This is a genomic window from Kribbella endophytica (genome assembly GCF_054781295.1).
On sequence record NZ_BAAGUR010000001.1, the window covers coordinates 2774617 to 2796938 of the forward strand.

Here is a 22322-nt window from a genome sequence, read left to right on the forward strand (position 1 = left end):
ACACCCAGCCCATGAACGAGACCCTGCTCAACATCGTTTTGATCTTCGTCTTCGTGCTGATCGGTGGTGTGTTCGCCGCCGCCGAGATGGCCCTGGTCTCCCTTCGGGAGAGCCAGATCAAGTCGATCGCCACCCGAGGCCGGCGCGGCGAGACCGTCGCCCGGGTCGCCGCGAACCCGAACCGCTTCCTGTCCGCCGTGCAGATCGGCGTCACCCTGATGGGCTTCCTGTCCGCCGCGTTCGGTGGCGCGACACTGGCCGACGGGCTGGCTCCGCACCTGCAGGACCTCGGCCTGCCCGAGTCCGTCGCCGGCACCATCGCTCTGGTGCTGATCACGGTGGCCATCTCCTACGTGTCGATCGTGATCGGCGAGCTGGCGGCCAAGCGGCTCGCGCTGCAGCGCGCCGAGACGTTCGCCCTCGGCCTGGCGCCGCTCGTCGACCGGATCGCGTCGGCCGTCCGGCCGGTGATCTGGCTGCTGTCCCGGTCCACCGACCTGGTGGTCCGCGCGCTCGGCGGCGACCCGAACGCCAACCGTGAGGTGATGAGCGACGAGGAGCTGCGCGACCTGGTGTCCGGGCACGAGTCGCTCGGCGAGGAGGAGCGCCGGATCGTCGACGACGTCTTCGAGGCCGGCGGCCGGCAGCTGCGCGAGCTGATGCTGCCGCGGACCGAGGTGGACTTCGTCGACGCCGAGATGCCGGCGTACAAGGCGGTGAAGTTCGCCGCCGAGCGGCCGCACTCGCGCTACCCGGTGATGAACGGCTCGGCCGACGACATCGTCGGGTTCGTGCACGTGCGCGACCTGTTCGACCCGGCGGTCGCGTCGCGGTCGGTCCGGGTCGGCGACCTCGCGCGCGACGTACTGATGCTGCCGGACACCGCGAAGCTGCTGCCGACGCTGACCGAGATGCGCCGGCGCTCGACGCACCTGGCGATCGTGCTCGACGAGTACGGCGGCACCGCCGGCATCGTCACGCTCGAGGACCTGGTCGAGGAGCTGATCGGCGACATCAAGGACGAGTACGACGAGGAGGCGGGCGAGACCACCCGCCTGCGCAGCGGCGACGTCGAGGTCGACGGGCTGCTCAACCTCGACGACTTCGCCGACGAGACCGGCGTCGAGCTGCCCGACGGGCCGTACGAGACGGTCGCCGGATTCCTCGCCGCCCAGCTCGGCCGCGTCCCGGCGGTCGGCGACGAAGGCTCCGTCGACGGCTACAACATCACCGTCACCGAGATGGACGGCCGCCGGGTGGCCCGCGTCCGGGTCCACCGCGTCGCTGCCGAAGAGGTCAGCTAACCGGTACGAGGGCTGGTGCCTTCTCCTCGAGCAGACTGCTCCTGGCGAGGACCACCAGCCCTCCGACGGTGAAGCCGAGGCCCTGGAAGATCAGCACCGGGATGATGCCGACGACCTCGCCGAGCAGGCCGGACGCGGTGATGCCGACCAGGACGGCGAGACCTTCGGCGGCGAACAGCGCGCCGAAGACGCGACCTCGTGAAGCGTCGTCGGTGAGCCGCTGCACCACCGTCATCGAGGCGGCGACGACGAAGGCTCCCGGCAGGCCCACCGCGATCATCAGCACGTACGCCGGTGTCAGACCGTCGTAGAACAAGGGGTAGCAGAACAGCGCCAGGTCGATCAGGCCGAACAACACGGCTCCGACGCCCCAGAGCTTCGCCGCCGCGAACCGCGCGCCGACCGCCGCCGCGACCAGCCCGCCGACGATCCCGCCGACCGCCTGCGCCGAAACGATCAGCCCGTACGCCGTACCGTCGCCGCCCAGCTCGGTGCTGACGAACGGCGCGAACAGCGTGCTCATCGCGCCCTCGCCGACACCGGTCACCAACCCGAAGACGAACACGATCCGCATCGCCTTGCTGCTGAGGCAGATCCGCAACCCGTCCGTCCACTCGGTCTTCAACCGCTGCACGGCGCCGGAGGTCCGCTCCCGCACCACGGCCACTGCCCGGTGCTTCACGCCGCACAGCAAGCCCATCGCCAGGAGATAGGTCGCGGCATCGACTGCTGCCAGCAGCGGAAGCCCGCCCGCGGCCGCCAGCAGTCCACCGAGCGCGGCACCGGTCAGCCGGGCGATGTCGTTGCTCTGGCTGTTCAACGCGTTCGCCGTCACGAGCTGCTGCGGATCGACCAGGTGCGGCACCAGCGACTGCTCGGCCGGCCGGAAGAACTGCTGCAGGCAACTCTGCGCGAGCACGATCACGTAGATCACCCACAGCCCGCTCTCGTCCCGTACGGCGAGCAGCGGCAGCAGCACGAGCGCGTGCAGCAGGTTGACCACGATCATCGTCCGCCGCCGGTCCCACCGGTCGACGAACACCCCGGCCAGCGAGCCCAGCACCACCAGCGGCACGAACGACGCCAGCAGCAGTCCCCCGGATGCCAGGGTCGAGCCTGTCAGCGTGTAGACGTGGAAGGCGAGCCCGGTCCGCAGGACCCAGTCGCCGGTCAGCGAGATCAGTCCGGCGCTCAGCACCAGCCGGTAGTCGCGGCGCCGTACTAGCACTGCCCACAGGTCTTTCATGGGGTCTCCTCCTCGGGGAGCACGCTCACGATCCGGGTGATGTCGACCAACCGGCTCCCCGGGGGACGGGTGGACTTGTCGTCGATCGGCCGCTCGTCGACGTACCGCTGGAGCAAGGCGTTGATCTGCTCCTCGAGCTCGGCCAACTCCTCGCTGGTCAGGTAGATCCCGGTGTGGCTGATGCCGGAGTTCTCGACCAGTACGTCGGGCTCGGTCCGGCGCCGCTGCTGCCAGTCGGTCAGGGTGTTCAGCGCGCGCTCGGCGATCAGCTGCTCGAGGATGTCCGCGGCCGCCGCGCCTTCGGTGGTCAGCCGCGCGCTGCGCCAGGTTTGCGAGGTAGAGACGAGTCGCCACGGACGCTCGCGGTTGTCCTTGCCGGGCGCCGGTTCGACGAAGTCGTACTTCGCCAGCTGCCGCAGGTGGTGTGAGGCGAGCGCCTGGCTGATCCCCAGCCGGCGCGCTGCGTCCGCTGCGGTCAGGGGGCCTTCCTTGCCTAGCAACGCCTGCAGGTCTAGGCGCACCGGGTGGGCCATCGCCCGGATCGCGAGCGGGTCGTCCAGCAAGCGGCGCCGGCGGGGATCCTCGTCTGATTCCAAAGACATGCTTGGAATATGCGGCAGGGCTGAGCGGATGTCAAGCTGTTGCTTGGAATAGGGCTAGGGCTTGTTCGGGTTCTTGGCCTTCGACTTGCTCTGGCCGGGGTTGTCGGGCTTGCCCGGCTGATCGGGTTTACCGGGCTTGCTCGACTTGCCGTGGCCGGGCGGGGTGCTCGCCGCGGGCGGTTCGGCCGCGGGCTTGCGCGTCGTGGCGACCTGGTTCGACGTCGTACGGGTTGCGGTGGGCTTGACCGAAGCGGGCGGTGCGACCGGCGTGGTTCGTGGGGTCGAGGATGGGGTCAGCTCGGCGGTCTCGGGCAGGCGGCGGTCGCGGTGGTCCAGTACGACGCCAGTGCCTGCCGTGGCGAGGATCGCCAACGCGGCTCCGCCGCCGATCAGTCGCCGTCGCGACCACCAGGCGCCGGGGAAACGCCCGGGCCTACCGGGGTCCGTCGTGCCGCGACCGAGCGGCGGCAGGACCGCCGTACCGCTGGCGATCTGTGCGGCGGTCGGTCGATCCGCCGGGTCCTTGGCGAGCATGCTCATCAGGAGCGCCTCGAACTCGCCGGCCAGCTGTGGGCGCAGATCGCTCGGGGGAGTCGGCGTCGTGCTCACGTGCTGGTACATCACGCTGGCCGGCAGGTCGCCCTGGAACGGCGGGTGCCCGGTGACCAGTTGATACAGCACGCATCCCAGCGCGTACACGTCCGACGCCTTGCCCGCGGGCAGCCCCTGCGCGCGTTCGGGCGCCAGGAAGTGGCTCGTTCCGAGCACCTGGCCGGTCGCGGTCATCGTGGTCGTCGTGTCGGTGAGGAACCGTGCAATGCCGAAGTCGGTGACCTTGACCGTGCCGTCGGCGGTGATCAGCAGGTTCTGCGGCTTCACGTCGCGGTGCACGATGTCGTTGCGGTGCGCCGCGGCCAGTCCGGCCGCGCTCTGCCGGATCACGTCCAGCGCGCGGTCGGGACCGAACGGGCCGGACAGCCGCAGTTCGACCGCGATGGTCCGGCCTTCGACGAGCTCCATCGCGATGAAGAAGCCGTCCTCGTACGGGCCGAAGTCGTACGCCGCGACGACGTTCGGGTCGGAGAGCGAGGCAGCTGCCCGAGCCTCGCGGTGGAAGCGTTCGGCCATCTCCGGCTCGCGCCGCGCGGGCAGCAGCAGCTTGAGCGCGACCTCGCGACCGAGCAGTTCGTCGGTCGCCCGGAACACCTCGCCCATGCCACCGCGCCCGAGCGGATCACCCACCCGGTACCGCTCCGCCACCAGTACGTCGCGCCTCATCCGCCCCAGGTACCCGCCCTACACCCGAACGAACCGGGCGGCCGCCGTACCCAGCCCGCCTTTCAGTCCAGCGGGTACGCCGTGGCGCCGTCGGCGTGGTCGCGGAGCCAGTCGAGGGTGGACTCGGCGTGGGCGAGGATCGAGATGTGGCTGTCGGCGTCGTACCGGTTGAGCTCGGCGCACGGGATGTGCTCGGCCAGCCAGTCGGCGTGCGCGGGCGGGATGATGCGGTCGATGCCGCCGTGGGCGAGCAGGACGGGCGCGGTGATCTCGGCCGGATCGCAGCCCCACGGGAGCAGGTAGGAGACGTCGTCGTCGATCGGTCCGTACGGACCTGCCTTGAGCGCGACCGGCCCGGCGACCTGCCCAAGCCAACCCCATGGGCCCTCGAAGAGCGCCAAGTCGACCGGCGCGAATTCAGGGTCGTAGTCCGCGTCCGACAACCCCGCCCGCGCCTCCCGACCGGCCCGCGCCGCCTGCAGCGCGGTCACGCCCGACGGAATCATGCCGCCGAACCAATCCAGCCCCAGTACGCCGTACGGCGCGATGCCCGCCAGGCTGACGACCGCCTGCACCCGGTCGCCGAGCGTCGCCGCGCAGCCGAGCGCGTACGAGCCGCCGCCGGAGAAGCCCATCACGGCGAACCGGCCGAGCCCGAGCGTGTCCGCGACGTGCTCGACGTCCCGCGCGACCGACCGCATCGTCCGGCCGGGCGCGACCGTCGACCCGCCGTACCCAGGCCGGTCGAACGCGACCCAGCGCAGCCCGAGCCAGTCGGACGCCTCGCGCAGCGGCTCGGGCGGCGTACCGAGGTTGGGCGTGCCGTGGTGCCAGACGACCGGGACGCGGCAGTCGTCGCCCGGGTGCGTGTCGTACACGTGCAGCGTGCGGCCGTCGGGCAGGCGCAGATCGGTCTCGTCCATCACAGTCCTTCGGGTTGGCGCTGGTTCGGACGGTACGTCGCCGCGGGCCTCGACGGCTCGACATTTCGCCGGTTCCGGCCGCAACGGGCGAAATGTCGACGGACGCGCGCCGCCTCCGACCTCTGCTGCGAAGATCCGTTCCGACGAAAGGACGTCTCGTGAAGTACCTGCTGCTGATCCACAGCAACCCGAAGACCTGGGGCCACCCGTCGTTCCTGCACACCGAGGAGGGCATCGCGCTGCCGAGGGCCGCGCGCAACGCGCTCACCAAGCAGCTCGACGACCTGCTCGCCGAACTGTCCGCCAACGGCGAGCTCGTCTCGGCCGACCCGCTCGAGGCGCCGTCGCGTGCGAAGGTCGTTCGCGTCCGCGAAGGCGTCCGCGCCACCACCGACGGCCCGTACACGGAGGCGAAGGAGCAACTCGCCGGCGTCTTCATCGTCGACGTCGCCACCGAGGAACGCGCCGAGGAGATCGCCGCCCGCATCCCGGAGGCAGCGTTCACCGCCGTCGAGCTCCGCCCGATCGCGGTGCTCGATTGACCGAACGGCTGGACAAGTAGTACTGCCTCGTCCTTTCGGCCAAGGGACAGTCCAGCCGTCGAGCTGACGTGCTGGGGTGGGCCGAGAAGGCATGCTGGGAGCATGACGAGCCCGGGGATCTCCTCTCATCGGCGGCGTGCGCCGCTGGTGGTGGAGGTCGCCGCGCTCGTCGTACTCGCGGCGGCCGATCTGGCGATCACGCTGTTGCATCCTGCACCGACCAACGGCGGCCTCCTGGCTGCGGCGTTCATCGCGATCACCCCGGCGATCGGCATCGGTGCGGCAGCGGTCGCCGTACTGCGCCAGCGCCTCGGACGGATCGCGCTGCTGACCGTCGTGGTCGCATCGGCCTCTCTGCTGGTCAGCGTCGCGAGCGGACTGGCGACCTGGGCCGACGCGCCCGTGCAAGCACAGTCGCCCCTGACCGAAGCCCTCGCTCTGGCCCTCCTGTGTGGCGCGGCCTGCCACCAGCTTCCGTCGCGCTCGATCGCGCCTCTAGTAGTACTGGTCGGCATCGCCGCGACCATCGCCGCGCCGCTCCGGTTCGGCCTGGACTCGTCCTGGGCGCTGCTCGCCGTACCGACCGCTCTGATGTGGGGCGGCAGCGTCGCGACCGGCCTCGTCCTCCGCGACGCCGACAGCCGGTACGACGCGGAGCTGGCCAAGGCCCGCGAGTCCGAGCGTCTCGCGCTCGCCCGCGAGCTGCACGACTTCGTCGCCCATCACGTGACCGGCATCGTCGTCCTCGCCCAGGGCGCGCAGGTCGCCGCCACCCGGCGCGACGAGAAGCCCGGCGCCTACCCCGAGATCGAGCAGGCAGGCAGCGAGGCCCTGAGTGCGATGCGTCGCCTGGTCGGCATGCTTCGCACCGAAGAGCCGAGCCCTCCCCAGTCGAACCTCATCACCGAACTGAAAGAAGCCTGCGGCAACGACCCCCGGGTCGAGCTGACCACCGACCTCGACCAGCTGTCGTTGCCGCCAGCAATCATCACGGCCGCCCACCGCATCGTCCTGGAAGCCGTCACCAACGCCCGCCGCTACGCAACCCCCAGTTCCCCGATCACAGTCTCCGCAGCCATCCGCCGTAAAGGACTCACCGCCGCCCTCCACCTCGACATCGCCAACGCCGTACCGCCGCACACCGAGCGCGGCCACGGCTACGGCCTCCTGGGCATGGCCGAACGAGCCCAGGCCGTCGGCGGTACGTTGTCGTCCGACCAAGCACCCGACGGACGCTGGCGCGTGCACGCCACCCTCCCGGTCGAACCAACGCGGTGAAGGAGACGATCGCGATGCCCGTACGCGTCCTGCTGGCCGACGACCGGGCCATGGTCCGGACCGGCTTCCGCCTGATCCTCGAGTCCGAGCCCGACTTCGAGGTCGTCGCCGAGGCGGCCGACGGCGAAGAGGCCGTACGCCGAGCCCGCGAGCTGCGCCCGGACGTCGTACTGATGGACATTCGCATGCCGCTCATCGACGGCATCCAGGCGACCAAGCTCCTGGCCGGCCCCGGCATCGCCGACCCGCTGCGCGTGGTCGTGGTGACGACCTACGACGTCGACGAGAACGTGTACGCCGCGCTGCGCGCCGGAGCGTGCGGCTTCCTGGTCAAGGACGCCGGGCCGCGGCTGCTCCTCGAGGCCGTCCGCGCGGCCGCCGACGGCGAGTCGATCGTCTCCCCGTCGGTCACCGCCCGCCTGCTCGAACGCTTCACCGAAGCGGCCGCACCGACGACGCCCGTGGCGCACCCGCTGACCGAGCGCGAGGCGGACGTGGTCCGCGCGGTCGCGCGCGGGCGGATGAACAGCGAGATCACCGACGAACTGACGCTGTCACTCTCGACCGTCAAGTCGCACCTGGCCAGCGCCCAGCGGAAGCTCGGGCTGCGCAACCGCACCGAGCTGGCCGTCTGGGCCTGGGAGAACCGCCTGGTCGGCTGACACCACGACGGTCCCGGCCGCGAGGTCGCCGACGCGCTGCCGGTACGGCGTACGCGCCATCACGACGAGCCCGACGAGACCCCACAACAGCCCGTCCACCACCCAGAGCAGGTGCCGGACGAAGTAGTGCTTCAGCCCGGGCGCGGTCCCGTCGAGCAGCATCACCCGCAGCCGCAGGGCCTTCATCCCCAGCGAGGCGCCGCCGTTGCGCCAGGGCAGCAGGACCTCGTTCAGCAGCGAGCCGACCACCAGGACACCGACGAACGTGCCCGCGGCCGCGTGCGCGACCGGATCCTCCGCCGCACCGAGTCCCTGTAGTACAGCCACCACCAGCACGGCCAGCCCAACGGCCAGGACGACAACCAGCAACCGGTCGATCACTCCCTGAGCCACTCGGCGCCGGACGACCTGGGTCTCATCAGCAGTCACCGACTCAGGATCCCTCAGGTGGGCGGCGCGACCAATCGGGTGTGGTTGTCGCGGGTCGCCAGTGCCGGGTCGAGGGCGCCGAGCGCGAGCCAGGTGGCCCCGCCGACTCCGTCGTGGGCGGTGAGGACCTCGCCGTGGAAGTGGTCGCGAATGCTCTGCCGCAGCAGTCGGCCGACCGGAGACGATTCGCCCGCGACACTGCCCGCGAGCACCAAGGGGCCGTTGTCCGACGTTGTCCTCAGCCGGCTGACCGTTTCTGTGAGCAGTTCGGCTGCGCGTTTCACCAGCGCGTGGGCGGTCTTGTCGTTCTGGTCGAACGCCGCCACCACCGTCCGGGCCAGTTCGGCCAGCAGGACCGGCGGACGCGAGTTCACGGTCCTGATCAGGTCGTCACGCAGCAGATCGTAGCCTTCACGCTCCGCCACAGCGCCCGGATCCCAGCCCGGCAGGACGGCCTGGACCACGGCCTCGCCGAGCAGCCCGATCGGCTCGCCCAGGTCGAGCGCGCGCAGCAGACTGCGCATCGCCTCGCGGCCGAGCCAGAAGCCCGAGCCGTCGTCGCCGAGCAGCCAGCCGTGGCCGTCCGCCGTACGGACCAGACGGTGGTCGCGGACCAGGCCGGCGGCGCTGCCCGTGCCCGCGATCAGCACGGCGCCGTCCGCCTCCGGCGTACCGGAGGCGAAGGCGACCTCCAGGTCGCCGATGTAGCCGGGGGTGCAGACCAGTCCGGCGCCCGACCAGGCGGCGTCGAACTGCGCGGCGACCTCTGGTTTGGACAGCGCCGAACCGCCCGCCGCGCCGATCACGGCCGACTTCACCAGCGTCGGATCGAGGCCCGTGAGCGCCTGCCGGACGGCCTGACCGAAGTTCGCCGCCGCGCTGGCGGGGTGGCTGGTCGGATTTCCGCCCGCGGCCGCCCCGCGACCGACTACGTTGCCCTCATGATCAGCGATCACGATCCGAGTGGACGTGCCGCCGAGGTCGCCGCCCAGGACCAGTGTGGTGGCAGGTCGCATGACCACTGTGTCCTGTGGTTCCGGAAGAGCGTGGTCGACGGACATAGGCGGTGCTCCAAACTGCTCAATCAGAGCCGTTAATGGACAACAACGTGCAAGGTCACGCAACGGTCCCGATCTGGAGGGAAGAGTGAGATGAGCCTTGACTTTAGCTGTCAGGTGAGAAAAGTTCTGTCCAGCAAACCGCAAACTTGCGCACTTGTCGGCACCAGGTGTGTCGCGGCGAACACATTAGTCGAGGGGTGGGGCCTCTGATGGCCAGTACGACGGACGGCAGCACGGGCGCGCACGCGGGATCGGGAACAGACACCGGTGGCGTCAGTGCGCAGTCGTATGTTCACACCCTGACACCGATCCTGGCCGCCGTCACCGAGCAGATCGACGGCCCGATCCAGGCCGCCGCGGACCTGTTCGTCACCTCGCTGCGCAACGACGGCGTGATCCAGGCCTTCGGGTCGGGACACTCCGAAGCGCTCGCGATGGAGATCGCCGGCCGCGCCGGTGGCCTGATCGCCACCAACCGGCTCGCGCTGCGCGACCTGGTCCTGCTCGGCGGTGAGCCGATCGAGCTGCTGCGCGGCGGCGAGCTCGAGCGCGACCCGTCGATCTCGCGCCGGCTGTACGAGCTGAGCGCCGCGCAGAAGAACGACCTGTTCGTGATCGCCTCCAACTCCGGCGTCAACGGCTCGATCGTCGAGCTGGCGAGCGTCGTCAAGGAGAACGGTCACCCCCTGATCGCGATCACGTCGCTGCAGCACACCGCCGGCGTCGACTCGCGGCACCCGTCGGGCAAGAAGCTGATCGACTTCGCCGACGTGGTGCTCGACAACCACGCGCCGTACGGCGACTCCGTGCTCGAACTGCCGGGATTCGGCAAGGTTTGCGCCGTGTCGTCCATCACTGCCGCGCTGATCGCGCAGATGCTGGTAGCTGAGGTCCTGCGGCGGCTCGCCGAGGCAGGGGAAACCCCACCGGTCTACCTGTCGGCGAACATTCCCGGCGGCGACGACCACAACCACGCCCTGGAAGCAAAGTACGCCGGCCGGATCCGTCGTACTGCCTGAAACACACCTTGGAAGGCGGGACCAATGACCACTCCCAACAATCTGTCGCGGCGCCTGTTCCTGCAGCGCGCGGCGGTCGGCACCCTGCTGGCCGCCGGCGGCAGTACGCTCCTGTCGGCCTGCGCCGGCAGCGGCAGCGACGACAGCGGTTCCACCGGTGGCGGTGCCGACAAGACGGCGGACAACCCGTTCGGCATGGCGGACAAGGCGACCATCGAAGCGGTGATCTTCAACGGTGGGTACGGCTACGACTACGTGTCGTTCGCGGCCAACCTCGTGCAGCAGAAGTTCGCGGGCTCGACGGTCAAGGTCGCTCCGTCCACCGAGATCGCCCAGCAGTTGCAGCCGCGCTTCGTCGGCGGCAACCCGCCGGACCTGATCGACAACTCCGGCAAGGCCCAGATCGGCTTCGGCACGATCCTGGACCAGCTGGAGACGCTGGACGACGTCTTCGAGGCCAACAACTACGAGGGCACGAAGATCGCCGACACCCTGTACCCGGGCGCCAAGAACCCGGGCACCTTCGACGGCAAGTTCGTCGCGATGAACTACGTGCTGACGCTGTACGGCCTGTGGTACTCCGACAGCCTGTTCAAGGAGAACGGCTGGGAGCCGCCGAAGACCTACGACGGGCTGCTCGAGCTCGGCGCCAAGGCCAAGGCCAAGGGCAAGTACCTGTTCGTCTGGGGCAAGGAAGCCGCCACCTACTACCACACGATGGCCGTCGACGGCGCCATCAAGGAGGGTGGCGACGAGGTCCGGCTGGCGCTGGAGAACCTCAAGGAGAACTGCTGGTCGATGCCGCAGTTCCAGGGCATCTTCAAGGCCCTGGAGACCATGATCAAGAACGGGTACTTCGTGCCCGGCGGCGCCGGCACCCAGTTCACCGCCGCCCAGGCGAAGTGGAGCAACGACCAGCAGGCCATCCTCTACCCCTCGGGCTCGTGGATCGAGAACGAGATGAAGAAGGCCACCAAGTCGGGCTTCAACATGAAGGGCGTCCCGGAGCCGACCCTGACCGAGAGCCCGAAGCTGCCCTACGCGGCACTGCGCAGCGCGGCCGGTGAGCCGTTCATCGTCCCGGCCAAGGGCAAGAACGTTGCCGGCGGCAAGGAGCTGCTGCGGGCCATGCTCTCCAAGGAGGCGGCGACCAACTTCGCCAAGACCCGGCTCGCGCCGACCATCGTCAAGGGCCTGGTCCCGGCCGACGGCTTCGGCTCGACCGCGCTGCAGTCGCAGACCGCCATGCTGGACGCCGCCGGCACGAACGTCTTCGACTACCAGGTCTTCGGCCTGTACGGCATGAACACCGACCAGCTGGTGGTCTGGAACTCGTTCCTGTCCGGTCAGCTCGACGCGGCCGGCCTGACCAAGGGCCTGCAGCAGATCACCGACAAGGTACGGAACGACAGCTCCGTCAAGAAGATCCCGGTCACCAAGTGACCATGACGCCAGATGTCGTGCCGGACGGTGGACCCACGCGGTCCGCCGTCCGGCGGCGCCGCCGGCCGCTGACCTTCGACCGGGCCAGCTTCATGGTCGTGTTCCTCGGCCTGCCGCTGGCGGTCTTCGTGATCTTCGTGGTGTCGCCGTTCGTACAGGCGCTGTGGTACTCGCTGACCGACTGGTCCGGGTTCAGCTCGGGGATGAACTTCGTCGGCTTCGACAACTACGTGAAGCTGTTCCACGACGACATCTTTCTCAAGGCCGTGCGCAACAACGTCCTGCTCGTGATCGTCGTGCCGATCGTGACGATCGTGCTGGCGCTGACGCTGGCCACGCTGGTGACGATCGGCGGCTCGGGCACCGGGACCGTCCGGGGACTGCGCAACGCCGGCTTCTACCGGATCGTCTCGTTCTTCCCGTACGTGATCCCGGCGATCGTGATCGGCCTGATCTGGGCCCAGGTGTTCACCCCTGGCTCGGGCGTGCTGGACGCGCTGCTGTCGAAGATCGGTCTGTCCGGATTCGAGAACTACGCCTGGCTCGGTGACGCGCGGACCGCGATGCCGGCCTCGATGTTCGTGATGATCTGGGGCTTCGTCGGCTTCTACATGGTGCTGTTCATCGCCGCCATCCGGGGCATCGAGCCCGAGGTGTTCGAGGCGGCCCGGATCGACGGCGCCGGCCGGTTCCGCAGCGCGGTGTCCATCACGGTGCCGCTGATCCGCGACAACGTGCAGACGGCGTACATCTATCTCGGGATCGCCGCCCTCGACGGGTTCGTCTACATGCAGGCGCTGAACCCCGGCGGTGGGCCCCAGAACTCGACCCTGGTCATGCCCCAGCAGCTGTTCACCACTGCCTTCACCAAGGGGCAGTTCGGTTACTCGACGGCCATGGGCGTGATCCTGGCCGCGGTGACGATGCTGTTCGCGCTCCTGGTCTTCACAGTGAACGCCCTGACCGGCGGACGCGAGCGGAAGGTGAAACGCCGATGACGACAACCACTGCCGACCGGGCCGTCGCGGCCGATTCCCCTGCGCCCGAGCGGCGTGCCCCGGAGGGCCGGGGCGTGGCGACGACCGCCCACATCGCGCTGATCCTGTGGTCGCTGCTGGTCATCCTGCCGCTGGTGTGGACGGTGCTGTCCTCGTTCAAGTCGACGCAGGAGGTGCTGGGCAACCCGCTGGCGCTGCCGGGCAAGCTGCGCTTCGAGAACTACGTCAACGCCTGGACGACGGCCGGCATCGGTCGCTACTTCGCCAACACGGTGATCGTCGTGGGCACCGCGCTGGTGCTGGTGATGATCCTCGGCGCCATGTGTGCGTACGTGCTGGCCAGGTTCTCGTTCCCCGGCAACCGGCTGATCTACTACAGCATGCTGGCCGGACTGACGTTCCCGGTCTTCCTGGCGATCGTGCCGCTGTTCTTCGTGCTGAAGAACTTCTCGCTGCTGAACACCCTGCCAGGGTTGATCATCACCTACGTCGCGTTCGCGCTGCCGTTCACCGTGTTCTTCCTGCACAGCTTCTTCAAGGCGCTGCCGCACGAGATCTACGAGGCGGCGCAGATCGACGGCGCGGGGGAGTGGCGCACCTTCTTCTCGGTGATGCTGCCGATGGCACGGCCGGGAATGGCGTCGGTCGCCATCTTCAACTTCCTCGGGTTGTGGAACCAGTTCCTGCTCCCCGTCGCCCTGAACACCGACTCGAACAACTACGTGCTCTCGCAGGGCATGGCGTCGTTCGCGTCGCAGGCCGGCTACGCGGTCGACTTCGGTGCGCTGTTCGCGGCCGTGGTGATCACGGTGGCACCGGTGCTGGTCGTCTACATCATCTTCCAGCGCCAGCTGCAGGTCTCCGTCACCGCCGGAGGCGTGAAGTAGCCTTCGGGACGTGCTGAAGCGGCGTACGGTACTGCAGGGCGCTCTCGCGAGCGCCCTGCTTGCTGGTTGTTCGACCGAGAAGCCGAGCGGACCGGCACGGACGAAGGCCAATCCGTTCGGAGTGGTTGCCGACCGGCCGCTCGAGGTGGTCGTCTCCGAGGAGTACGGCGGCTTCGGTGCGCCGCAGTACCGGGCCAAGTACGAGCAGGCGGTCGTCACCGTCACGCCGACCAAGCAGCTGCGGGACCTGCTGCAGTCGCGCTTCGCCGCGGGCAGCCCGCCGGACGTCGTACTGAACACCGGAGCCAAGGCGCTGAGTGTGAGCCGCCTGGTCGCCGACGGGCACCTGACCGACCTCGGGCCGCTGCTGACCGCCCCCTCCTGGGAGAACAAGGACGAGGCCGTCAAGGACGTCGTACTGCCCGGTCTGCTCGAGTCCGGCCGGTACGACGGGACGCTGCGGTCGCTGAACTACCTGGTCGACGTCTACGGGCTCTGGTACTCCGCCCGGCTCTTCCAGCAGCGCGGCTGGGACGTGCCGCGCACCTGGCCCGAGCTGCTCGCGCTGGGCGCCGAGATGAGGGCCGCCGGGCTCGGGGCGTTCACGTACGCCGGAGTGCACCCGTACTACGTGTTCGAGGCGGTGATGACGCTCGCGGTGAAGACCGGCGGGCACGACGTCGCCAAGCGGATCGACAACCTCGAGGACGGCGCCTGGAAGGACCCGAGCGTCACCCGGGCGATCACCGCGTTCGGTGAGCTGACCAAGCGCGGGCTGATCGCGACCGGGAGCGCCGAGCTCGACCACACCGGCTCGCAGACCCGGCTGATGCAGTCGAAGGCCGGCCTGCTGCCGTGCGGGAACTGGCTCGAGAACGAGATGAAGCCGGTCATCCCGGCGGGCTTCGGGCTGACGATGTTCGCCCTGCCGCCGCTGGACGGGTCGCCGGCGCTGCCGCGCGGGGTGCACGTCGCGCCCGGGTCGCCGCTGCTGGTGCCGGCCAAGGGCCCGAACGAGCCGGGCGGGGTCGAGTACCTGCGGGCGATGCTGTCGCGTGAGGTCGCCGGGCAGGTCACCAAGGAGACCAACCGGCTGACCGTCGTACGGGGTGCTGCTGACGGTCAGGAGGTCAGTACGGCGCTGCGCTCGGCGCGCGACCTGCTGACGGCCGCGGGGGATCAGGCGATCAGCTGGTACTTCGCCGACTGGTACCCGAAGCTCGGCGCGGCCGCCGGGCAGCTCACGGGCCAGTTCCTCGCAGGGGCCTTCCGGGTGGACGAGTGGACCGCCCGGATCCAAGCCGTCGCCGACCAGGTCAAACAAGACAAGTCGATCACCAAGTACCACCGCGACTGACAGAGCCCCACCAATTGAGGGAGCAAGTAGTCCCCCAGGTAAGGTTAGGGCAACCTAATGCGCCGACCCGCCCAGTCGGTCCTTTCCTTCCCTTGCTCTCTGTCCTTCCTGTGAGGTCTCCATGCGCTCCCTCCTGCGGCCGCTCGCGCTGCTGGTCGTCGTTCCGTTGTTCGCTCTGACCGCCTGTGGCTCCGGCTCCGACGAGCCCGCCGCGGAGGGCGGGGCGACGGCAGCCTCCGAGGCCGGGGCGTTCCCGGCGTCGATCCAGCACAAGTTCGGCACCACCGAGGTCAAGGCGGCGCCCCAGCGGGTCGTCTCGGTCGGCCTCGTCGACCAGGACGCGCTGCTCGCGCTCGACGTCGCGCCGGTCGGCACCACCGAGTGGTTCGGCGAGAAGCCCGGCGCGCTGTTCCCGTGGGCCAAGGAGAAGCTCGGCGACCGGCCGCTGCCGACCGTGCTCAGCGACAAGGACGGCATCCAGTTCGAGAAGATCGCCGCGCTCCGGCCGGACCTGATCATCGGGCTGTACTCCGGCGTCACCGCCGACGACTACAAGAAGCTCAGCGCGATCGCCCCGACGGTGGCGCAGCCGCCCGGCGTACCGGACTACGGCGTCGCCTGGCAGACCGTCGCCCGTACCGTCGGCCAGGCGGTCGGCAAGCCGAAGCAGGCCGACGAGCTGGTCAAGGGCATCGAGGCGCGCTTCGCGACGGTCCGCTCCGAACACCCCGAGTTCCAGGGCAAGCCGGCGCTGATGGCGACGCCGTACGAGGGGTACTTCATCTACGGCAGCCAGGACCCGCGCTCGCGCCTGCTGACCGACCTCGGCTTCACGCTGCCGAGCGGGCTGGACGGGCTGATCGGCGACAAGTTCGGCGCCAACATCAGCAAGGAGCGGATCGGTCTGCTCGACCAGCAGGCGCTCGTCTGGTTCCCGACCAAGGGCGGCACGGCGAAGCTGCAGGCCGACCCGCTGTACAAGAACCTCAAGGTCCGCACGCAGGGGCGTGACGTGTTCGTCGAGGAGAACTACGACGACGAGCTGTACGGCGCCAGCAGCTTCGTCTCGGTGCTCAGCCTGCCGATCGTGCTCGACCAGCTCGTCCCCAAGCTGAAGGCCGCCGTCGACGGCGATCCCGCCACCACGGCCTAGACCCAGACGACCTCGTCGAGGAAGTCCTCGACCTTGGTCACCACCTGACCCAAGATGTCGGCGGACGCCGCGAGCCGACCCGGGACGTACATCCCGTGGTCGGCCTCCGGGATCTCCAGCACGTACGGCGTCAGCTGCCGCGCCACGTCCCCGTCCCACAGCGGATCGGCGGTCCCACCCACCAACAGGAACGGCGCCCTCGACCGCTCCAGAGCCTCCACCACCTGCCGATGCTTCAGCAACGGCGTCAGCCACACCGCCGGGTGCCCTCGCTCAGCCGCCAGCGCCGCCGCATGCGTCCCCAACGACTTCCCGATCAGCAACAACCCGGACCCAGCAACCCCGATCGGAAGATGCGGCGAAACCTGCCCGATCACCCAAGCCAGCAACTGCTCCTCGGTCAGCGTCGTCGCCGCCTCCCGGTTCTGCCAGTTCACCGGATGAACCGACGCCCCCCGCCGCTCAGCAGCCTCCCCCGCAAACATCAGCAACGGCCCCTGAGGCCCGTACTCCCCACCAGGAACCACCACAGCCAACCGAGAACCCATCCCCCGACCCTACGACCCCCCAGGCCCACCCCCGCCACCACGCGGGTATACACCCCACCTCCACCACCACGCGGGCACACCCCCACCTCCACCACCACGCGGGCCCACCCCGCCTCCGCCACCACGCGGGCCCACCCCATCCCCACCACCACGCGGGCCCATCTACCTCCACCACCACGCGCGCCCACAGGCCCTCGCCACCACGCGGGGCCACCCGCCCTCGCCACCACGCGGGGCCACCGGGCCCGGTCACCACGCGGGGCCACCGGGCCCGGTCACCACGCGGCCTACCCCACCTGAGTGCCCCCGGGCCCACCCGCGCCGACGGCGTCGCCTGCCCAGCCCAGCCCAGCCCAGCCCGCCTACGCCCCACCCCACACCCACCCCTCCCAGGGCTCCTCCTCACATCTCTCTTTCCGGCCGCCGCGACCTCAGCCACACGCCACCTGCCCGGCCGCATCCCCGCCGGCCTGTAGCCAAGCGACCCACGCCCCGACCCCTCACCCACTCCCAGGCCCCCAACCACTCCTCTCACGGGCCGAGGCGACCCCAGCCACCCACCACCACGCCCCCGGCCGCACAACCGCCGAACGTGTAGCACCTCATAACGCAATTACTATGAGCAACCCGACACAGTCCCGGCTACGGATCCGACCCGAGGCGGTGTCAGAATCGAGGTATGCCAGCAGCCGTCCTCGAGCCCGCGCACCGCACCAGCACCCCCGCCGCCCCGGCTGCGGGGCGGTAGGCGGATGGCGACGATCGGTGTAGCGATTCCGATCGCCGAACCCTTCGGCTCGGAGCTGCAGAAGTACCGGGCCGACTTCGGCGACCCGATGGCCAGCTCGATCCCGACCCACGTGACCCTGCTCCCGCCGACAGAGGTCCCCGACGAGGACCTCCCACGCATCGACGAGCACCTGCTGGAGCTGGCGGCCAGATTCCCCAGCTTCCGCATCCGCCTGCGCGGGACCGCCACGTTCCGCCCGATCTCCCCGGTGGTCTTCGTCACACTCGCGGAAGGCATCTCGTCCTGCGAGGTCCTGCAGTCGCAGGTCCGCTCCGGCCCGCTCGCGGTCGATCTGCGGTTCCCGTACCACCCGCACGTGACCGTCGCCCACGACCTCGACAAGGAGTCGCTGGACCGCGCGTACGACACGCTCGCGGACTACGACTGCGCCTTCGACGTCGCCGCGTTCAGCCGGTACGAGCACGGTGCCGACGGCGTCTGGCGCCCGCAGCGCGCCTTCCCGCTGAAGGGCTGAACCACCTGCCACGCTGTACGGCGTACAGGCCGGCAGGACGGGTACAGGAGAGCAATGGGCGTCAAGGAACGGGGCAAGGCGGTCTGGGCGCGGTTCAGCCGCACGCAGCTGTGGCGGGCCTGGAAGCGGTACGGCGACCGGCGCGGCAACCGGTTGGCCGGGGCAACGAGCTTCTTCGGCTTCCTGTCGATGTTCCCGCTGATCGTGCTGGCCGCGGCCGTGGTCGGCGCGCTGCTGCCCAAGAGCGCGATCGACGTGATGAAGACGGCCCTGGCGAAGAACCTGCCGGGCATCGGCGACCAGATCGACATCGACGCGCTGATCGCCAACGCGGGCACGATCGGGCTGATCTCCGGCGTCTCGCTGCTGCTCACCGGCCTCGGCTGGATCGACTCGTTGCGCGCCTCGATCCGGTCGATGCACGAGCTGGACGACCAGCCGGGTAACGCGATCAAGCTGAAGGTGACCGATCTCGGCGCGCTGGTCGGCCTCGGCCTGATCGGCATCCTCGCCACGCTCGCCTCGTCGGTCCTGTCCGGGCTGTCGAAGAAGATCGTCGAGTGGGTCAACCTCGACGGCACCTGGCTGGCGAACTGGGGCCTCGGCGCGATCAGCGTGGTGGTCGGCATCGCGGCCGGCGCGATCCTGTTCCTGTACCTGCAGACCGCGATGCCGCGGATCATCCTGCCCCGCAAGGTCGCGCTGATCGCGGCGGTTGCCGGCGGCATCGTGTTCTTCGCCGCCCAGAAGCTCGGCAACGCCTACGTCAAGAACGTGATCGGCAACAACGCGGCGTACGGCGCTCTGGCGCTGCCGCTCGCGCTGCTGGTGTGGATCTACCTGATGACGCGCGTCATCATGCTGATCGCCGCGTGGACCAAGGAAGCCACCCTCGACCACCGCTGGCACACCGGCGAGGCCGAGGAAGCCGCCCGCGCCGCCATGCCGTTCGAAACCGAGCAGGTGCTCCCACGCCGCCGTACGAACGGCTCCACCAACCCCGAGCCGGACGAGAACGGCCTCCTCCCCGGCCCGCCCGGCAAGAAGTTCAAGGTCGTCCCCATCCCCGCCCGCAAGGCCGACACCGTCGCCGTAGCCGCCGGAGCCCTCCTCGGCGCCACCGCCACAGCCCTCACAGTCCACCTGGCAAGAGCAGCCCGCTCCCTCAAGCGCTGACAAACGAGTTGCAGTAGGCGCCAGCCCGCCGCGACGGCACCGCGGGCCCCCGCGCCGAAGGCAGCGGTCGGGGCGGCCAGGCTCCCTCCCCCTCCCCACTTCCCAAGGGGAGAGGTCAGTGGCGCCTGGTTTTGCTCTTCTTGTTGTGGAGTTTCAGCGCCCTCGGTCTGCGCAGGAAGATGGCCAGCAGCAGGAACAGTGGGGCGGCGTACGCCCAGGACGGGATCCTCAGCGCCAGCGACTGCACGGCGAGCGCCGGCATCAGGACGGTGTGGGTGCGCTTCGGCAACGGCGTACCGGCTGCGGACTTCTTCGACACGTTCGGACCGGTCTTGGCAGCGCTCGCAGGTTTGACCAGCGTGCCGACCGGGCTCAGCGCCTCGTAGTGGCTGAAGGACCAGTCGAGCAGCTTCGTTGCGTCCTCGGTGATGCCGTGCGGCGAGTTCATCAGCGTGACGACCAGCGTGTGCCCGTCCCGCCGGGCGGCGCCGATGAACGTGTTGCGGGCCAGCGTCGTGTAGCCCGTCTTGACCCCGAGCGCCCCGTCGTAGTTGAACAGCAGCTTGTTCTGGTTCGCGACCTGGTACGTGCCGGCCTTGGCCAGCGGGAAGTTCGTGTACTTCGTCGACGCGTACTTCGCGAAGTCCGGCCGCCCCAGCCCCGCCTGCGCAAACAACGCCAGGTCGTACGCCGAAGAGACCTGCCCGTCCGCATCCAGCCCTGTCGGATCCGTCACATGCGTGTCGAGCGCACCGATCTCCGTGGCCTTCGTGTTCATCCGGTCGATGGTTGCCGCGGTCCCGCCCTGGTCGTGCTCGGCGAGCGCGTGCACGGCGTCGTTGCCGGACGCCAGGAACATCCCCTGGAACAGCAGGTCCACCGAGTACCGCAGCCCCGGGTACACCCCGACCTTGCTGCCCTCGATCCCCGCGTCGCCGTCCGACCCGACCACCACATCAGCCTTGTTGAGCCGCGGCAGCAGCACCAGCGCCGTCAGCGTCTTCAACGTGCTGGCCGGCCGCAACTTGGCGTGCGGCGCCTTCGCAGCCAGCACCGTCCCGGTATCGAGATCCGCGACCACGAACGACCCAGCCTGCACCGCCGGCGGCGTCGCCCCGGCGGCGACAACCCGCGACTCCGAGGTCAGCTGGACGCCACCGACCGGGCTCCGCGAGCCCTGGGCGGCGGCGGTCGCTGTGAGCGGGCCGGCCACCAGCAACACGGTGGTCGCGCACGCCGTCAGGAGCACACGCATCGGCGGCACTCTAGACAACCTCCAGCCCAAAAACCACGCGGACTCCCTGCCGAGGCCGCACCCTGCCACCCTCCAGGCCGCCACAACGACCAGCCCGCAGGCAGCTCCAGACCGTCCCGCGGACCAGCCCACCGCCGTACGGCGACCAGCCCGCCGCCAACTCCAGCAGCCCTCTCACGGCTCTCTTTCCGGCCGGCGCGGCCTCAATCACAGACGACCCCGCCGGCCGCATCGCAGGCCTCAGAAGCCCCGCCAACTGTCTAGTACTTGAGCGTCCCACCAACCCGGTAGCCCCCAGCCCCCGCGTGCGGCTGGAAGAGCACCAGGAAGCACGTGCCCTTCGCCACACCGGTCGCCAGCACGTGGCTGGACGCGTTCTTGGTGAAGACCTGCACCTCACCCAGGTCCCCGCCCTCGTCGCACTCCTCGACCAGGACGTCGGTCGCCTTGGGCAGCGTCTTCAGCGTCAGTTCGATCTTCCCGCTCTTGGCGACGTACGCCCCACCCGTGCTCCACGTCGTACCACTGACGAGATGCCCGTACGGCTGCGTGACCCCCGCCGGAGCCGCCTGCGCTCCAACCGGTACGGCGGCAACAGCCGCGGCGGCCACGACGGACACGATGACTGCGGACTTCCTCAAGGCACTTCTCCTTCGCTCGATGGTCTGTTGCCCGTCCTGACGCGACGGCACCGGCAAAGGGTTGTACGCCGTGGAGCCCGTGGCCGGTCCCCGCCAAGGTTGAGGGACCGGCCACGGAGCACTAGAGCGGCGTACGGCGTACGAGCGTCAGGCCCGGTACGCCGTCCACATGTTGCTGATCCGGGTGCTCTGCCCCGGCGTGAACTGGTTGTAGCAGGAGTCGTAGGAGTAGTCCATGTAGTTGTGGATCGGGTCGACGCCGGGCAGCGAGCACGAGTTCCGGCCGGTCGGGCAGCCGCTGCTCGCACTGCCCTGGGCGGGCGTGTCGCTCACGGAGTCGTTCGTCGACGTACAGCCGCCCTGGAACGTGTGGTAGAGCCCGAACCAGTGACCGGCCTCGTGCGTCGCGGTCTTGCCGAGGTTGAAGTTCGTCGACGAGCCGCCGGGCAGCGAGCTGTACTGCACCCGGATGCCGTCGATCGACGGGTTGCTCGCGTAGTCCCACGGGAAGGTCGCGATGCCGAGGTAGCTGAAGTTGACCAGCCAGATGTTGAGCGCGTTCTTGCCGCCCTTGCGGGTCTGCGCCCGGTACGTCGTGCTCTGGCCGTCGCGGTGCCAGGTGTTGTTGTTGTACCGGTAGGTCCCGGCCAGCGAGAACGTGAACCCGGTGTTCGCCGCCGCGCTGGACTCGCCGCCGGCGAAGTTCTGGTTCAGCTCCGCGATCTGCTGGGTGATCTGACTCGCGGTGACGTCACCCGCGCCGGTGCTGCTGCGCATGACGTGGATGTACACCGGCACGTTCGCCGCGGCCAGCTTGCCGGGCGCCGGAGCGAGCCCACGAGCCCGCTTGGCCGCAACCAGCTCGGCGGTCCGGGCCTCGATGGACTTCTGCTCGGCAGCACTCAGCTCCCGGTGGTCAGCCTCCTGACCACCCCGAGCCGACGTGGCCTCGGCCGGGCTGTAGCACGGGTTCCCGCTGACGTCGGCCGGCAACTTCGCCTCGGCCTGACCACCGAGCGGACTGAACGCGAGCGCCGTACCAGCCAGCAGTACGGCGAACGCGCGGGGACGGTTGACGAAAGATCGCATGAAGCGCTCCTCCAGATCGGGCCACTTGGGCGGTGCGGCCGAATCACCCGATTTTCAGCACCATCCCCCCAACCGCCAAGACGTCAACAGGCGCACCAGTGCCACGGCAGTACTGCGCCGCGACCAAGGGAAAGCCCAGCACAGACGCAGAAGAGGAGGGACAGGA

General features: G+C 69.6%; 22 protein-coding genes. 12 read left to right on the plus strand and 10 right to left on the minus strand.

Annotated elements, in window-relative coordinates; genetic code table 11:
• Positions 1–11: 11 nt before the first annotated feature.
• Complete coding sequence (locus ACYVIO_RS13255; RefSeq protein WP_460651015.1) at positions 12–1304, plus strand: hemolysin family protein; 1293 nt, start codon at positions 12–14, stop codon at positions 1302–1304.
• Here ACYVIO_RS13255 and ACYVIO_RS13260 read toward each other — a convergent pair.
• From ACYVIO_RS13260 to ACYVIO_RS13275, 4 genes are all read right to left on the minus strand, one after another.
• Positions 1297–2550: an MFS transporter gene (locus ACYVIO_RS13260; RefSeq protein ID WP_460651016.1), complete on the minus strand. Its 1254-nt coding sequence runs from the start codon at positions 2548–2550 to the stop codon at positions 1297–1299. The two genes, ACYVIO_RS13255 and ACYVIO_RS13260, sit on opposite strands and share 8 nt — an antisense overlap.
• Positions 2547–3152: an ArsR/SmtB family transcription factor gene (locus ACYVIO_RS13265; protein ID WP_460651017.1), complete on the minus strand. Its 606-nt coding sequence runs from the start codon at positions 3150–3152 to the stop codon at positions 2547–2549. Before ACYVIO_RS13265 ends, ACYVIO_RS13260 begins: the two co-directional genes overlap by 4 nt.
• Before the next feature lie 54 nt (positions 3153–3206).
• A complete protein-coding gene (locus ACYVIO_RS13270; RefSeq protein ID WP_460651018.1) occupies positions 3207–4430 on the minus strand; it encodes a serine/threonine-protein kinase in 1224 nt (407 codons plus the stop codon).
• 62 nt (positions 4431–4492) lie between these two features.
• Complete coding sequence (locus ACYVIO_RS13275; RefSeq protein WP_460651019.1) at positions 4493–5353, minus strand: alpha/beta fold hydrolase; 861 nt, start codon at positions 5351–5353, stop codon at positions 4493–4495.
• Between the two features lie 158 nt (positions 5354–5511).
• Here ACYVIO_RS13275 and ACYVIO_RS13280 point away from each other — a divergent pair, with 158 nt between their 5' ends.
• The 3 genes from ACYVIO_RS13280 (at position 5512) to ACYVIO_RS13290 (ending at position 7835) form a co-directional block, all read left to right on the plus strand.
• Positions 5512–5895, plus strand: coding sequence for a YciI family protein (locus ACYVIO_RS13280; protein ID WP_460651020.1), 384 nt, complete (start codon positions 5512–5514; stop codon positions 5893–5895).
• 102 nt (positions 5896–5997) lie between these two features.
• Positions 5998–7173, plus strand: coding sequence for a sensor histidine kinase (locus ACYVIO_RS13285; RefSeq protein ID WP_460651021.1), 1176 nt, complete (start codon positions 5998–6000; stop codon positions 7171–7173).
• Between the two features lie 14 nt (positions 7174–7187).
• Complete coding sequence (locus tag ACYVIO_RS13290; protein ID WP_460651022.1) at positions 7188–7835, plus strand: response regulator; 648 nt, start codon at positions 7188–7190, stop codon at positions 7833–7835.
• On the opposite strand, the gene ACYVIO_RS13295 is transcribed toward ACYVIO_RS13290, so the two are convergent.
• Positions 7728–8264 (minus strand): RDD family protein, encoded by a 537-nt coding sequence (locus ACYVIO_RS13295; protein WP_460651023.1) that lies wholly within the window; start codon positions 8262–8264, stop codon positions 7728–7730. The genes ACYVIO_RS13290 and ACYVIO_RS13295 overlap by 108 nt on opposite strands.
• Positions 8265–8278: 14 nt before the next feature.
• Positions 8279–9280 (minus strand): N-acetylglucosamine kinase, encoded by a 1002-nt coding sequence (locus ACYVIO_RS13300; RefSeq protein ID WP_460651024.1) that lies wholly within the window; start codon positions 9278–9280, stop codon positions 8279–8281.
• A gap of 254 nt (positions 9281–9534) precedes the next feature.
• Here ACYVIO_RS13300 and ACYVIO_RS13305 point away from each other — a divergent pair, with 254 nt between their 5' ends.
• The 6 genes from ACYVIO_RS13305 (at position 9535) to ACYVIO_RS13330 (ending at position 16182) form a co-directional block, all read left to right on the plus strand.
• The gene (locus tag ACYVIO_RS13305) at positions 9535–10344 is read left to right on the plus strand and encodes a sugar isomerase domain-containing protein (protein ID WP_460651025.1); all 810 of its coding nucleotides are present in this window, start codon (positions 9535–9537) and stop codon (positions 10342–10344) included.
• Between the two features lie 24 nt (positions 10345–10368).
• The gene (gene ngcE, locus ACYVIO_RS13310; RefSeq protein WP_460651026.1) at positions 10369–11787 is read left to right on the plus strand and encodes an N-acetylglucosamine/diacetylchitobiose ABC transporter substrate-binding protein; all 1419 of its coding nucleotides are present in this window, start codon (positions 10369–10371) and stop codon (positions 11785–11787) included.
• A 2-nt stretch (positions 11788–11789) separates the two neighbouring features.
• The gene (locus ACYVIO_RS13315; protein ID WP_460651027.1) at positions 11790–12785 is read left to right on the plus strand and encodes a carbohydrate ABC transporter permease; all 996 of its coding nucleotides are present in this window, start codon (positions 11790–11792) and stop codon (positions 12783–12785) included.
• On the plus strand, positions 12782–13672 hold the full coding sequence (locus ACYVIO_RS13320; RefSeq protein ID WP_460651028.1) for a carbohydrate ABC transporter permease: 891 nt from the start codon (positions 12782–12784) through the stop codon (positions 13670–13672). Before ACYVIO_RS13315 ends, ACYVIO_RS13320 begins: the two co-directional genes overlap by 4 nt.
• A 10-nt stretch (positions 13673–13682) precedes the next feature.
• A complete protein-coding gene (ngcE, locus tag ACYVIO_RS13325) occupies positions 13683–15029 on the plus strand; it encodes an N-acetylglucosamine/diacetylchitobiose ABC transporter substrate-binding protein (protein WP_460651029.1) in 1347 nt (448 codons plus the stop codon).
• A gap of 121 nt (positions 15030–15150) precedes the next feature.
• Positions 15151–16182, plus strand: a complete 1032-nt coding sequence (locus ACYVIO_RS13330) for an iron-siderophore ABC transporter substrate-binding protein (RefSeq protein ID WP_460651030.1) — start codon at positions 15151–15153, stop codon at positions 16180–16182.
• Here the strand turns inward: ACYVIO_RS13330 and ACYVIO_RS13335 are convergent.
• A complete protein-coding gene (locus ACYVIO_RS13335; protein ID WP_460651031.1) occupies positions 16179–16730 on the minus strand; it encodes an alpha/beta hydrolase in 552 nt (183 codons plus the stop codon). The genes ACYVIO_RS13330 and ACYVIO_RS13335 overlap by 4 nt on opposite strands.
• A gap of 752 nt (positions 16731–17482) precedes the next feature.
• Between ACYVIO_RS13335 and ACYVIO_RS13340 the strand changes: the two genes are divergently transcribed.
• Together ACYVIO_RS13340 and ACYVIO_RS13345 are read left to right on the plus strand one after the other, a co-directional pair.
• Positions 17483–17995, plus strand: a complete 513-nt coding sequence (locus ACYVIO_RS13340) for a 2'-5' RNA ligase family protein (RefSeq protein ID WP_460651032.1) — start codon at positions 17483–17485, stop codon at positions 17993–17995.
• Between the two features lie 54 nt (positions 17996–18049).
• Positions 18050–19171 (plus strand): YihY/virulence factor BrkB family protein, encoded by a 1122-nt coding sequence (locus ACYVIO_RS13345; protein ID WP_460651033.1) that lies wholly within the window; start codon positions 18050–18052, stop codon positions 19169–19171.
• Positions 19172–19286: 115 nt separating this feature from the next.
• Here the strand turns inward: ACYVIO_RS13345 and ACYVIO_RS13350 are convergent, their stop codons facing one another.
• The 3 genes from ACYVIO_RS13350 to ACYVIO_RS13360 form a co-directional block, all read right to left on the minus strand.
• On the minus strand, positions 19287–20426 hold the full coding sequence (locus ACYVIO_RS13350; RefSeq protein ID WP_460651034.1) for a D-alanyl-D-alanine carboxypeptidase family protein: 1140 nt from the start codon (positions 20424–20426) through the stop codon (positions 19287–19289).
• A 260-nt stretch (positions 20427–20686) separates the two neighbouring features.
• Positions 20687–21067, minus strand: a complete 381-nt coding sequence (locus tag ACYVIO_RS13355; protein WP_460651035.1) for a hypothetical protein — start codon at positions 21065–21067, stop codon at positions 20687–20689.
• Positions 21068–21214: 147 nt separating this feature from the next.
• The gene (locus ACYVIO_RS13360; RefSeq protein ID WP_460651036.1) at positions 21215–22156 is read right to left on the minus strand and encodes a zinc metalloprotease; all 942 of its coding nucleotides are present in this window, start codon (positions 22154–22156) and stop codon (positions 21215–21217) included.
• Between the last annotated feature and the right edge of the window lie 166 nt (positions 22157–22322).

Bases quoted from the DNA above. Each gene is read 5' to 3' on its own strand.
- ACYVIO_RS13265 (WP_460651017.1), bottom strand. From the start codon at position 3,152: ATGTCTTTGGAATCAGACGAGGATCCCCGCCGGCGCCGCTTGCTGGAC.
- ACYVIO_RS13270 (WP_460651018.1), bottom strand. From the start codon at position 4,430: ATGAGGCGCGACGTACTGGTGGCGGAGCGGTACCGGGTGGGTGATCCG.
- ACYVIO_RS13260 (WP_460651016.1), bottom strand. From the start codon at position 2,550: ATGAAAGACCTGTGGGCAGTGCTAGTACGGCGCCGCGACTACCGGCTG.
- ACYVIO_RS13330 (WP_460651030.1), top strand. From the start codon at position 15,151: ATGCGCTCCCTCCTGCGGCCGCTCGCGCTGCTGGTCGTCGTTCCGTTG.
- ACYVIO_RS13345 (WP_460651033.1), top strand. From the start codon at position 18,050: ATGGGCGTCAAGGAACGGGGCAAGGCGGTCTGGGCGCGGTTCAGCCGC.
- ACYVIO_RS13315 (WP_460651027.1), top strand. From the start codon at position 11,790: ATGACGCCAGATGTCGTGCCGGACGGTGGACCCACGCGGTCCGCCGTC.
- ACYVIO_RS13290 (WP_460651022.1), top strand. From the start codon at position 7,188: ATGCCCGTACGCGTCCTGCTGGCCGACGACCGGGCCATGGTCCGGACC.
- ACYVIO_RS13300 (WP_460651024.1), bottom strand. From the start codon at position 9,280: ATGCGACCTGCCACCACACTGGTCCTGGGCGGCGACCTCGGCGGCACG.
- ACYVIO_RS13350 (WP_460651034.1), bottom strand. From the start codon at position 20,426: ATGCGTGTGCTCCTGACGGCGTGCGCGACCACCGTGTTGCTGGTGGCC.
- ACYVIO_RS13255 (WP_460651015.1), top strand. From the start codon at position 12: ATGAACGAGACCCTGCTCAACATCGTTTTGATCTTCGTCTTCGTGCTG.
- ACYVIO_RS13320 (WP_460651028.1), top strand. From the start codon at position 12,782: ATGACGACAACCACTGCCGACCGGGCCGTCGCGGCCGATTCCCCTGCG.
- ACYVIO_RS13335 (WP_460651031.1), bottom strand. From the start codon at position 16,730: ATGGGTTCTCGGTTGGCTGTGGTGGTTCCTGGTGGGGAGTACGGGCCT.
- ACYVIO_RS13340 (WP_460651032.1), top strand. From the start codon at position 17,483: ATGGCGACGATCGGTGTAGCGATTCCGATCGCCGAACCCTTCGGCTCG.
- ACYVIO_RS13360 (WP_460651036.1), bottom strand. From the start codon at position 22,156: ATGCGATCTTTCGTCAACCGTCCCCGCGCGTTCGCCGTACTGCTGGCT.
- ngcE (WP_460651026.1), top strand. From the start codon at position 10,369: ATGACCACTCCCAACAATCTGTCGCGGCGCCTGTTCCTGCAGCGCGCG.
- ACYVIO_RS13275 (WP_460651019.1), bottom strand. From the start codon at position 5,353: ATGGACGAGACCGATCTGCGCCTGCCCGACGGCCGCACGCTGCACGTG.
- ACYVIO_RS13305 (WP_460651025.1), top strand. From the start codon at position 9,535: ATGGCCAGTACGACGGACGGCAGCACGGGCGCGCACGCGGGATCGGGA.
- ACYVIO_RS13285 (WP_460651021.1), top strand. From the start codon at position 5,998: ATGACGAGCCCGGGGATCTCCTCTCATCGGCGGCGTGCGCCGCTGGTG.